Annotated in this window: 8 protein-coding genes; 4 read left to right on the top strand and 4 right to left on the bottom strand. The window is 40.1% G+C overall.

The features are described from left to right. The first annotated feature begins 333 nt into the window (after positions 1-333). The 3 genes from GF867_RS01540 to GF867_RS01530 are packed head-to-tail and all read left to right on the top strand — an operon-like array spanning position 334 to position 3,719. Complete coding sequence (locus GF867_RS01540) at positions 334-1,272, top strand: ABC transporter ATP-binding protein (protein ID WP_153831357.1); 939 nt, start codon at positions 334-336, stop codon at positions 1,270-1,272. Then, complete coding sequence (locus tag GF867_RS01535; RefSeq protein ID WP_153831356.1) at positions 1,265-2,512, top strand: ABC transporter permease; 1,248 nt, start codon at positions 1,265-1,267, stop codon at positions 2,510-2,512. The genes GF867_RS01540 and GF867_RS01535 overlap by 8 nt, the downstream gene beginning before the upstream one ends. Then, on the top strand, positions 2,499-3,719 hold the full coding sequence (locus GF867_RS01530; RefSeq protein ID WP_153831355.1) for an ABC transporter permease: 1,221 nt from the start codon (positions 2,499-2,501) through the stop codon (positions 3,717-3,719). The genes GF867_RS01535 and GF867_RS01530 overlap by 14 nt, the downstream gene beginning before the upstream one ends. 325 nt (positions 3,720-4,044) lie before the next feature. Here the strand turns inward: GF867_RS01530 and GF867_RS01525 are convergent, their stop codons facing one another. The 4 genes from GF867_RS01525 to GF867_RS01510 all read right to left on the bottom strand — a co-directional run bounded on the left by GF867_RS01525 (position 4,045) and on the right by GF867_RS01510 (position 10,681). Then, positions 4,045-4,983: an FAD:protein FMN transferase gene (locus GF867_RS01525; protein ID WP_153831354.1), complete on the bottom strand. Its 939-nt coding sequence runs from the start codon at positions 4,981-4,983 to the stop codon at positions 4,045-4,047. Between the two features lie 48 nt (positions 4,984-5,031). Next, positions 5,032-5,838, bottom strand: coding sequence for an alpha/beta hydrolase (locus tag GF867_RS01520; protein ID WP_153831460.1), 807 nt, complete (start codon positions 5,836-5,838; stop codon positions 5,032-5,034). Positions 5,839-5,945: 107 nt separating this feature from the next. Next, positions 5,946-6,794: a hypothetical protein gene (locus tag GF867_RS01515; RefSeq protein WP_153831353.1), complete on the bottom strand. Its 849-nt coding sequence runs from the start codon at positions 6,792-6,794 to the stop codon at positions 5,946-5,948. A gap of 1,022 nt (positions 6,795-7,816) precedes the next feature. Next, the gene (locus GF867_RS01510; RefSeq protein ID WP_153831352.1) at positions 7,817-10,681 is read right to left on the bottom strand and encodes an ABC transporter ATP-binding protein/permease; all 2,865 of its coding nucleotides are present in this window, start codon (positions 10,679-10,681) and stop codon (positions 7,817-7,819) included. 299 nt (positions 10,682-10,980) lie between these two features. On the opposite strand from GF867_RS01510, the gene GF867_RS01505 reads away from it, so the two are divergent. Then, positions 10,981-12,264, top strand: coding sequence for a ClC family H(+)/Cl(-) exchange transporter (locus GF867_RS01505; RefSeq protein WP_153831351.1), 1,284 nt, complete (start codon positions 10,981-10,983; stop codon positions 12,262-12,264). Positions 12,265-12,517: the final 253 nt, after the last annotated feature.

Below are 12,517 nucleotides of genomic sequence, written 5' to 3'. Positions count from 1 at the left end.
CTCCTTTCGTCACCTTTACCCTATTATATTTCGAATCCTATTCTAATAGCTATAGTTTAACACATTGATACGGCTTAACTGGTGACAAATGTCATCAGCAAATTGACATTCAGCAATTGGTTCTGATTGGGATGCATGCGATAATAAAGGTGTAAAGAAAGGTGTCACTTGATGCCTAGCTCAGCGACTTGTTTTCCAAAGCAGTATAAAGGGCAATCCATCACTACTAGTAGAATGACTTACTATGACTTTGAGCGTAGAATGAAACGCAATAACTCAACCTCAAATTTATGAATCCTTAACATAAACTCTCAAGAAAGAAAGGTGACTTAAATGATTGTCGAATTAAAAAATATTGTCAAACGTTATAAAAATCTGGTTGCTTTAGATCACTTAAATCTATCCATTCGTGAAGGTGAAATTTACGGTTTACTTGGACCAAATGGAAGCGGGAAAACAACAGCCATTAATTGCATGCTTTCTTTGTTACGTTATGATAGTGGTGAAGTCAAGATATTTGACCAAACGATGACACCCTCTAATTATGACGTAAAAAAAAGAATCGGACTCGTCATGCAAAACATTGGAGTCTACGATGAATTAACCGTTCAGGAGAATATCGATTATTTCTGTGGCCTGTATATTTCAGACAAAAAACTGCGACGTCAATATGTCGATGAAGCGATTCAGTTCGTTGAACTCGATGAATTCCGAAAATTCATACCAAAGAAATTATCAGGCGGACTGTTGAGACGTTTAAATTTAGCTTGTGGCATTGCTCATAAACCTGACTTAATTGTATTAGATGAACCTACGGTGGCGGTTGATCCGCAATCCCGTAACAAAATATTGGATGGTATTAAGCAATTAGCAGCTGAAGGAAAAACGATTATATACACCACACATTATATGGAAGAAGTTGAGTATTTGTGCGATCGCCTCACTATCCTAGATCGTGGTAAGGAAATTATTACAGGTACAACTGAGGAAATAAAAAAAATGTCGATGACGGGGGAAGTAATCAATGTGGAAGTCGTGGACCTGCCTTTAGCTACTCAACAAAAATTACATGACCTATCGGGTCTAATAAATTTTAATTATGAAACTGGCAGTCTGAACTTGCAGTTCGAGAAAGGTCACAATCATTTGATGAATCTATTAGCCTTGTTCGAAAAAGATGACATTCAAGTATTGAATTTGACCATCAAGCAACCTACTTTGAATGATGTTTTCCTAGAAATTACCGGCAAGGAGTTGAGGGATAATGTTTAAACATCTAACGAGTTATTCCTTTAAAACCTTCGTACGCGACAAGGAAGGCGTGGCTTTTGGCCTGTTTTTCCCACTAGCTTTTAGTTTAATTTACTTGTTTGTCTTCTCGGGTTTGCTATCTGGAGGTAACTCCTTTGAAAGTATCCCGGTCGCAATGGTTTTCAGTGGTAACAACAGTGAGATATCGAGTGCACGCGATATTCTGGGAAACCTAGCTACCGAAACTGAAGTGATAGCGGGTGAAATTCAAGCACCAACAATTAGCCCTACCGCAAATGAAAACGACGACAACCCTTTTATCCATTATGTAGCCGTTTCAGACATTAAAGCACAGCAACTTGTCGCGAACAATCAAGTCGCTGCCATCATTAATGTCGACAACACCGATCACCAATTAGCGATTTCCATGGAGCTTGCCCCTAGCGCAGTCAATAACTTTTCGTCCAGTATCTTGTACTCGGCGCTCAGCAGTTTTACCTCTATCAACGCAGGTGTTCAAACAGCTTTAGCGGCTGTCTCCGATTCAGACCAACCGCTTTTAAGTATGATGAAATTAGAAGCACAATTCAATGCTGACCCACAAGCCGCTAATTACATCGTAGCAGCCAAAGAACAAAAAGGAACATCTAGTGTCAGCATCTATTTCTATGCCTGTCTGGCTTACCTGTGTATATTCTTTATGTCGATTGGCACACACATGATTACTTCAATCGAGCCGAAGTATGATACTGCAGCTTTAAGGTCAATGATCAGTCCGGTGCCCAAGTATCACCGTTTTTTAGGCAATTTACTGAGTTTTAGTCTACCTTGCTTTATAATTATTTACCTAATCTTAGGTATTTACTACTATAACGGCGTCCCTTTAGGCAATGATTGGGGACGGATCCTCCTACTGATGTCGATGGGTTTATTAGTCGGTTTACTAAGCGGATCAGCCTTAGCGAGTATCACGAAAGCTAAGAGTAATATTTTGAACGCTTTATTCGTAGGGATTCCTCTGATTTTCGGCGCACTATCTGGCTTAATGTCTCATAATTTAAAATTCTTTGTCGACGATACGCTACCCTGGTTCAATAAAGTCAATCCTGTCGCCCTCATTCACGATGCTTTGTTCGCCTTAAACAACTATCCCACATACGAACAATTCAACCAAAACATTATGACACTTGTTCTCATGGTTGTGATACTTTTCGTGATAACACTCATAGGATTAAGGAGGCCAGATTATGAAAGTCTTTAAACTATTTTATCAACTGATACGCGCTAATTTGGCCGCTGTTATCATCGGTCTAGTGCTACTCTTAAGTATTACCATTCCGATTAATACACAATTTCGCAACAACTTATCCAATCAATTTGAATTGCGCAAAAGCCAAATCACTGTCTTTAATGAGGATACAAACCATCCTTTAAGCCAGCATCTTTATCAATACCTAAGTGACGTGACGGAAATTATCTCCGTAGACAACCAGCCCGAAGCCATCGCAGACGCCCTATTTTCACAAAAAACATCTTATATCTTAACCATCCCACAGGGCTTTTCAGATAGCTTGTTAAAAAATGCAACTAGTGGAGATTTAGACAAACAGACAGTTATTCCACTTGAAAAGTATGTTGTCGATGCGCAAGACAATGAAGCTTACGTGGATGTGCTCATAAATACTTATTTGCAAAATGTAAGGATTCTCACCTCCTTGGTTACAGATGTCGATAATTCTAATCAAATAATGCGCTTAACTCAGCAACTTGATGAGGTTTTAAATCATAAAGTTGAAATATTGCCCACTCAAACCAGTCAGACATCTGACCTCATGGCCTTTGGTGCTTACTATACTCATTATGCGTCTTATGTCTTAACCAATACCTTTATCATGACATTTGGCTTTGTCATTCTCTCGATGCGCCAGCAGGAAATTGTTAAACGAGACCGCATGAGTAACTTGACCCTTTCTCGCCGAACGATTGAAATTTTACTCGGCTGCATTAGTTTCAGTATCCTTTATTGGTTCATTTTAATGATTGCTGCTTACTTTATTTATGGTGGTGCCACCTTGTTCTCACCAAACGGGTTACTGATTATCTTATCGAGTTTCATTTCCATGTTGGGTATTCAAGCCATGTCCTATTTCTTCGTTACCTTAGCACCTAACAAAGGAATCATCTCTTTCCTTGCAACCTTTATTAGTCTATTCATTGCCTTTGGTAGCGGATTGTTCGCGCCTCGCGAATTTGTTGCAAATTCCATGCAACTAATCGCATCCATCGCAACGCCTATCTGGCAAGTTAAAGCTGATGAAATCATCATGAATGTCAATACGCTAACCTCAGCCAATAAGCAAGAAATCGCGAAGCTATTCGGCATCCAACTTTTGTTAACCGCCGCTTACTATGCGATGAGTTTTACAATTCAGAAATATCGACAATACACTAACTCGGAATTAATTTAGCCTATGTCAAATACCCCACTGATTGAATTTGTCAGCGGGGTTTCTTTTTATTCAGAGACAAGCGTTTACCTATTCAGCTAAGCATAGTGAATTATCTAAGCGGTATTAAGGGCAATAAATAGGTCGAAATTACTCTAATTTATGAATTTAGCTAATTACCTCTTGAGTTAAAATGTAGGTGCATCTCGAATATCAATGAATCTTTGGAAACGACCTCCGTCTGAAAAAACAATTAGTTGAGCGAAATATAAAGTACATTAAATCAACGGAAATTCATAAAAAACACGCCAGCCCACAACGGACCAGCGCACTTACTTATATAAACTTAAGAAAAATAATGCAAAATGTCGCGCATGCCCGTAGATGGGTATTGCTGCAAATCTTTGGTGATGATTAACGCTTCAATGCCAGGAGTGGCCTCAATTAAAGCTAGTGCTCGCTCAGGCGAATGCACAAATAAAACGGTCGTCCACAATTCACCATCAATCGATTTGTCAGACACAATCGTCACGCTCGCAATCTCGTTAGCAACAGGATAACCCGTGCGCGAATCAAAGATATGATGATATTCCTGTCCATCGACAACCAACTTGCGCTCATAAATTCCCGACGTCACCACCGATTGGTCGCGCACTTGAGCCAGCGCTAACAAATCACCACGAGGTGCTTCCGGATTTTGAACCCCGATATTCCATGTTCCCAGAGGATTCTTCGGCGAATTGCCAATGGTTAGAACATTACCGCCCAGATTAATAATCCCTGCTTCAACACCCTGTTCAACGAAAAAGCTTTTCAATAAGTCAGCAAAATATCCCTTCGCAACAGCTCCCAAATCCAATTCCATGCCGGTTACTTCTAAGTAAACCGTCTGGCTAGCCGCATCCAATTGAATCCGACGCGGATCAATTAATTGTAATGCTTGCTCAATTTCTGCTTGGCTCGGAACTTGAGCATCTTCAAAACCAATGTGCCATAATTTCATCAGTGGTCCAATCGCAATATTTAAGGCGCCATCCGATACGAGACTCATTTCTTTACCAATACGAATGAGCTCAAACATATCCGTAGCCACTGGCACAGCCTGAAGGCCTGCTTGTTGATTAACGCGCATCAAATCTGAATCAGCCGCATGGGCGCTAAATCGTTGTTCATAGTCTCGCAAACGTGCTTCAGCTTCCACTAAAAGCGCCTCGCTATTCGTATGATAAATTGTTAATGTAATAATTGTCCCCATCAAACGCACTTGTCTGACTGCTTCTTGCATACCACTTCTCTCCAATCTTATTCATTCTTATCCCTAATCATATTTTGCCTATTTTAGTTTAACTTGCGAGAACTCAAGAAACTCTTTAAAGTGATCGGCCCAGACTTTCTCATGATGGGTGCCACCACTTGTAATTCTTAAGCAAATCTGGTCAACAGGATGTCCCGCACGCAGAAGTGTTTGATAGTAATTCAAGGTCGCATCAATATACGCTTGATTCATCTGGCTCTCCTGCAGGAAAGCCTCATCCCCACTATTGCCTTCATTGGTTCCAACTTGCAGGTAAACGTGCGTATCTGGCTTCAACGAATGACTTGCGATGTAAGACAGAAACTCGGGTTCACTAAACCAAGAAGCTAAGGAATAAATGCCTAAATGTCCGAATACCTCAGGATAAGCTGCGCCAATATAGGCCGTAATAATTCCGCCCATTGAACTACCAGCCATTAACGTTGTCGCTGCTTCAGGACGTGTCCGGTAATGCTGATCGACCAATGGTTTTAAAGTTTCAACTAACCACTGGCCATATAACATACCATCACCACCCGCTTCAAAGCTTTCCGTTAGCTGAGTTTGATCCACTGGCCAAGGCCCATATTCATCGAGACGCTGTTCACCCGCATTATCAATCCCAACCACAATCATCTGTTCCAACTCAGGATGTTGTTTAATGGTCGGAATGACTTTCCAAGAGTAACCCGAATAGGCTTCCTTGCTGTAGAACACATTCTGGCCGTCATGCATGTAAAGCACAGGATAGCGTTTATCAGTCGCAGTTTCGTAATCCTTTGGCAACAGGATTCGCACGCGACGTTTATGCTGATAATAAGGTACCTCAATATGATGGGTCGCCATCTTTAAATAATAATAATCTGCCCCTCTAAATTTCACTTTTCTGCCTCCAAATTCTACCACCAGCAAAATATGACTCACTATATTTTGGCAAGTAATTCAACATTTATTTACTCTAGAACCGACACCAGTTCCTCATATTCAGCGAGTGTCATCGTAGGTAATTCCTCTAATGCGGGAATCGTCTCGTCGGATGCCTGATAAGTGCTAGTAATCGCCGTATCGGTCATCGCCCCTTGCAGCGTCATATTGACTTGACCACCATACAATTCTTTCTGCAGCTCCTCGTCAATATCAATTACCATCACGCTTTTTAACGTTTGCGATGCGCGGTCCACTTCAAGAGTCAAGGCGAACTGAGTGCCTTCTGGATAATAAGCGTAAATTCCATCTGAATGATCCGCTAAGTATGCTGTTAAATCAACGTTTGCTCGCACTCGTTCACCGTCGATGTTCACTTGCGAAAATTGCCAATCAGGATTCAAGAAGAAATGATACGGCTGAAGATGGAAACCGCTGAAGCTGCTTGGCGTCTCAGTTTTCACTAAGCGCCCAGCCACTGCGTCCACTACTTGCTCGACCAAACTTTGATAATTGGGATCATATTGCGACGTCCATTCGACTGTGCTAGCTAGCAATTGTGCCATATCCGTCACTTCAATACCATTATCAAAGACATAGACGATCAATTCTAACGCCGTGGTTAAGTCCCCCGATGGAATGGCCGTCGTCTGGCGCATGCCCGCAACGTTTGCATCATAAACCATCTCGATAAACGTCTCTTGCGTTGCGTTCGTAATCACGACATCCGATGCCACAGCTGGTAATTCAGCAAATTCGCTTAATACTGTCCTAAAATCTGCTTCATTTACGACGTTGTTCAAATCAATCGCGCGAGCAACTAGCAAATTCGGTGCTAAACACACGCCACATAGGAAGCCTAATAGCCATTTTTTCACTTTTGGTCACCCCTTTAATAATCTTTAGTATAGCATAAATGCTAGTAAACGAATGGCGGTCGGCCGATTTTTTGTCTTTCTGTTCAATTAATTAATGCTCGTGAGATACTGTTAGTGGCTGTTATTATATTGCTGATTTTTATCATTATATTGATTATTTTTATTTCAAAGTTTAAACTCAGGCCGTGAGTTTGAACATCGAAAGGATTTAACCGACTTGTTTGATGGTTATTCTCTATTATAAATAAGATTTAAGCAAAATTCCGAGCAAAATACGAAATTATCCCCAATTAATCCCTGGTTTTTTCCTCAAAAAGTTTCAATGTTTAAACTCAGGCCGTGAGTTTGGACATTGAAATACATTATAGAACTTAGGAGTAGAAGGACTTCTTTTTTCAAAAGAAGTCGCCCTTTATTATATTTTAAGACAAGCATTTGATGCTTTTCTTCTTCTAGCTGTACTTAAAAACATTTCTCAATATTTATCATTTTATTCACTATTTTTACCATTATATTGATGTTGATAGATTATAATGTGCTAACTCAGATTCTGAGTCGACACTTTAGAAGCTAAATCCTTAAAATTTATTTCGCAGCTTTCATTTGATAATTGATTGTGACTTGCGATTTAATAACCTATAATCCCCCTAAGAAAACCTCAGACAAGTCCAAAGATTTTAAATTCTGTTTAGCAGTATAAATTGATTATATCGTTTTACTTTTATTGTAATATTTAACGTAGATTAGCTAATTGTTTTCCATAGCGTATAAAGGGCAATCCCTCGCTACTAATAGAATCGCTTGGTGTGACTTTGAGCGCAGCGAATTAGACACACCCTAGCCGATTGAGCTGGAAAAGCACGAACGTAAGTGAGGCTTTGCAAGCGACCACCGCCTTGGAAAACAATTAGCTGAGCGAAGTACAAAGCTTGGTAAACCAACATAAAAATTTATAAAACCTTATGTTACAAAAAAACGCAGGTTCCTATTTTGGTAGAAATAGGTCCTTGCGTCTTGTATGTTTATTCAGTTCTTAAGGCAATTACTGGATCTTTCTTGGCTGCTTCTCGTGATGGCAACAGACCCGCAATTAGCGTTAAGGTCATGCTTAATGCGACCAATGCGATGGCAGTTGGGATGGATAAGCTTGCGTTAACACTCGTTGTTCCTACTAAGTTATGGATTACAGCGTTAATCGGGATAAGCAGTAATAATGATATTCCTACACCTAATAGACCCGATAGTGCACCGATGATAAAGGTTTCGGCGTTAAAGACTTGTGAAATGTTACGTTTTGAGGCACCCATTGCACGGAGAATTCCGATTTCTTTCGTACGTTCTAAGACTGAAATAAAGGTAATAATTCCAATCATGATTGACGATACGACTAAGGATACACCGACAAAGGCTACTAGTACGTAAGAAACTACATTAACAATCGTTGTAACAGATGACATTAACATACCGACTAAATCTGTATATGAAATTTGATCTGCATCAGCAGCTGTCTTATTGTAGTTGTCAATACTTTGAGTGATACCATCTTTAGCTTCAAAGCTATCACTGTAAATGTTGATTGATGTAGGAGCATCTAAACTAATCGAACCAAAGGCTAGTAAGTTCTCTTCTAACGTTCCTGGTGATAAGTAGTTGTCATATAGCCTCAATAAACTTTCAGTATCAGGCTCTGCTAAAAAGTCATCAAACATTGCAGCTAATTCTTCCTCACCCATGCTTAGCATTTGAGCAGCTTGAGCTTCTGGGCTATTTGCCATTTCTGGATTGGCTGCTTCCAAAGCCGCAAGTTCTTCAGCATTCTCAGGCATCGCCATTTCTTCCGTCGCTTCAGCGGTTTCTTCTGAACTTTCAGGCATCTCTGCGTTTGGCATTGTTGCTTGAGTTGAAGCAGAAGTTGCGGACATCATCATAATTTCTTGCATCATTTGAGCTTTCTCTGACAAGGTTAAATTGCTTAGATATGCTTTCGCATCTGCAATTTTAGCTTCATCATCAGCTGGCGCAAATTCAAGGCCATTCAATACATTGATGTCGGGATTTGCTTCTTGTGCTAAGACCACTGGACTATTGTTTGAATAATCAATTAAGTAATTTGTTAAGGCACGTGTGTAACCAATCGGGCTCGTCATCGTATAACTTGCGTCCTCGTTAGCTGAAGCTACCCCAACGACCTTTAATTTTATAGCCTCTTCCAACAAACCTTCGATTGCTGCGGTATCGCCTGATACGTCATCGAATAGTCCTTCTTCATTCTCGACAAAATAGTCAGAGGCCGGGATTAGATAGAATTCGGTATTCATCACTTCTTCATATGAGAGTGTTTTTTCTTCCAATTCAAGCGTTTCACCGGCATCAATTGCGGCAAGAATTTCTTTATAATCACTTGCTGGCAATAAGCCTAATTCATATAAAGCAGATGTTTCAATTTCCTTATGGACATTCAACAATAGTATCACTTCGTCATAGTAGGCTGGCCAAACACCTGCTTCTAGATTATAGCTATCCAGAATCGCTTGGCTGACAGAAGCTTCGTCCGCACCTGGTAACATTTCTTGGAAATGACTTGAACTTGTTGAAGCACTCATCGCGAAAGGCGACATCATACTACTACTTGAAGCTGCATCTTCTTCTTCGAAGCTGCTACCATCATTGTTAACGAGCGTTTCTTCACTATCAAACGAGAACGTATCAAAGGCAATATCATAAGTAAATTGAATCCCATTCTCGCCGACATACTGATGAATTTCACTCTCAGGATCATCTAAATATTGCTTGAAAGCCGTTAGGTTATTCTCTTTAATACTTGTCGTCACGCTGCTAACACGCTCAAGCACAAATGAATTACCATAAACTGCATCACGTGAGGGATCAATTTCACGATTTGGATCGCTTGGCGCTTCCCCATCAACTTGCAGCAGACTACTTAGATCAATCGACTGTGCTTCAATCGTCATTGGATAAGACAACATTGTTTCTTTTTGAATGTCTTCAATATAATTATTGACCCCGTTTGATAAGGATAAAATCAATGAAATACCAATTATACCAATTGAACCCGCAAAAGCCGTTAAGAAAGTACGTGCTTTCTTAGTTTTTAAGTTATTAAAACTTAGCGCTAATGATGTAAAGAATGACATTGAAGCCTTACCTAAATTACGGTGTACCGCTTCTTCACTTGCTGAAGCATCCAATTCAAAAGGATTCGTATCATCCAGAATATGACCATCCTTCAGATTGACAATACGATTCGCATACTCATGCGCTAATTCCGGATTGTGGGTTACCATCACAACGAGACGGTCTTTGGCTACTTCTTTTAAAAGTTCCATAATTTGCACACTTGTTTCGGTATCTAGCGCACCCGTCGGTTCATCCGCTAACAAAATATTCGGATTATTCACAAGTGCACGCGCAATCGCAACACGCTGCATTTGCCCACCAGATAATTGGTTCGGTTTCTTATGAAGATGATCGCCCAAGCCAACATCTTTCAATGAAGCAATGGCTCTTTCTTTGCGTTCAGCTTTCGAAATACCCGAAATCGTCAACGCTAATTCCACATTCGACAAAACGGATTGGTGGGGAATTAAGTTATAACTTTGAAACACAAAACCAACTGAATGGTTACGGTAAGAATCCCAATCACGGTCTTTATATTGTTTGGTTGATGTTCCGTCGATAATTAAATCACCACTATCGTAACGATCTAAACCTCCAATAATATTTAGTAAGGTCGTTTTCCCTGAACCACTTGGTCCAAGAATCGCGACAAATTCATTATCTCTTAAATTCAGGCTGACGCCATCCAAGGCAGTTTGGACGAAATCACCTGTTTGATACTGCTTGCGTATATCTTTAATTTTCAACATGCTAATACTCCTTCTTGATTCCTGATTTCCCAGAATCCTATTGTCATTATAAAGCAAATTCATAAACTCAACATTAACTAAAGATAAACATTTACAGTCAGTCGCTTTCTTCATCGCTTGCGAACAGATCACTGCAATCATCGCTCATTAAATAGGGACTTAACGCAATATTAATGGGTACGATTGGATAATGAGATTCTTTTGGTTACTATAACAATAATTGCTTAAGCAAGCGTCTTTTTCCCTCTTCTTTTCATTTTCCAAAAAAGGTGTAAAATAGTTAAATGGAGGATGATGTCATGGAAGAGAAGCGTTTAGATTTTAAACTAGGTTTTGTTAGTCTGGTGACAGGGCTTTTAGTTGGTGTTATGGTGAGTGGCTTTCGGTTGGCTATTCCCTTTTTGATGGGGATGGTAGGAAAGTTATTGCAGTTTGGACAACAAAGTCTCCTTCACTCACTATTGTTTATTTTTATTTTCGCAACGATTGGTGTCGTTGTATCGTGGAACGTCAAAAAAGAACCGATGATTGGCGGTTCAGGTATTCCCCAAGTAGCTGGTAAATTAAGTAGGCAGTTAGACTTCTCCTGGTTCTCTGTCTTGATTCATAAGTTAATGGGTGGCATTCTAACGATTGGGAGCGGTCTGACTGTTGGCCGAGAAGGTCCATCGGTTCAGATTGGCGCAGCAATTGGACAAGGTATTGCCGAAAAAAGTCATTTAAATAGTCAGAACCAACGTTATTTGATTGTAGGCGCCGCTAGTGCGGGGATGGCTGCCGCATTTAACTCACCCATTTCAGGGATTATATTTGCATTAGAAGAACTTTTGAAACGAACCTCGCGGAGAGGGTTTTTAGCCAGTTCCTTAATTATCATTACGTCCACCCTCGTATCAATTATCTTATTAGATAACACCTTTACCCTTACTATTCCTATTTCATTAGAGTTACCAGTAAGAGACTATCCTTTTTTAATTATATTAGGAATGGTCATTGGTTTATCAGGCGTTCTATTTAATCGGGTTATCCTGTGGGGAAAGAGAGTGTATGCACGATGGCACGTCCCTGTTGTTATAAAATGCAACTTCCCTTTTGTTGTCACAGCACTCTTTTTATTATGGGATCCTAGTCTATTAGGCTCAGGAGATCATTATATATTAATGCCATTCCATGAAAATATAGCTCTCGCCTCTCTACTATCTGTTTACTTGATTAAACTATTCTTATTAGTAGTGGCTTTTTCATCTGGTTTGCCGGGCGGTATATTCTTCCCCTTGTTAGCACTAGGCTCACTTGCCGGCAACATCGTGGGAACAAGTTTATCAATGGGTGGATTAATCGATCAGAACACCTTATTAGTTTTTACGGTCATCGCAATGGCTGCTCATTTTGCTGCAATCGTTCGTGCCCCACTGACCGGTATTTTTCTCATCCTTGAAATGACAGGGGGATCGATTCGTTATCTATTACCCCTTGCAATGGTCACCTTTGTTGCTTACCTTGTCGCTGAACTATTCCATTCCGAACCAATTTATGAATCATTGTTAGGGTTGATGTTGGCGAATGAAAAAGAGGAGGGGTAGGAGTTTTTAGAGTGACCCCAAAAGTTAGTTTTTTTTTAGATCTAACTTTTGGGGTCATTTTATATATGCATATCTTTTGTTTATTGTCTGGATAATTGAATGGGAATCGTTCTTTCAGACATTCCCACCTACACCATTAAACTTCTCTACAAATGCTGCATTTTTCTGAAATACACTGTAAGCGATAAATAGCTAGGTACCTGTGAGCACTAGCGGTCTCCTGTTAAACTTGAGATTTCTTAAGTACAACTGG

Source organism: Fundicoccus ignavus (genome assembly GCF_009659375.1).
GTDB lineage: Bacteria > Bacillota > Bacilli > Lactobacillales > Aerococcaceae > Fundicoccus > Fundicoccus ignavus.
Note: the sequence above shows the minus strand (reverse complement) of the source record. Positions and strands in the feature narration are given on the sequence as shown.

What these genes read in the sequence shown, in the direction of transcription:
- GF867_RS01540 (WP_153831357.1), top strand. Translation starts at nt 334, where the DNA reads ATGATTGTCGAATTAAAAAATATTGTCAAACGTTATAAAAATCTGGTT.
- GF867_RS01535 (WP_153831356.1), top strand. Translation starts at nt 1,265, where the DNA reads ATGTTTAAACATCTAACGAGTTATTCCTTTAAAACCTTCGTACGCGAC.
- GF867_RS01530 (WP_153831355.1), top strand. Translation starts at nt 2,499, where the DNA reads ATGAAAGTCTTTAAACTATTTTATCAACTGATACGCGCTAATTTGGCC.
- GF867_RS01525 (WP_153831354.1), bottom strand. Translation starts at nt 4,983, where the DNA reads ATGCAAGAAGCAGTCAGACAAGTGCGTTTGATGGGGACAATTATTACA.
- GF867_RS01520 (WP_153831460.1), bottom strand. Translation starts at nt 5,838, where the DNA reads ATGGCGACCCATCATATTGAGGTACCTTATTATCAGCATAAACGTCGC.
- GF867_RS01510 (WP_153831352.1), bottom strand. Translation starts at nt 10,681, where the DNA reads ATGTTGAAAATTAAAGATATACGCAAGCAGTATCAAACAGGTGATTTC.
- GF867_RS01505 (WP_153831351.1), top strand. Translation starts at nt 10,981, where the DNA reads ATGGAAGAGAAGCGTTTAGATTTTAAACTAGGTTTTGTTAGTCTGGTG.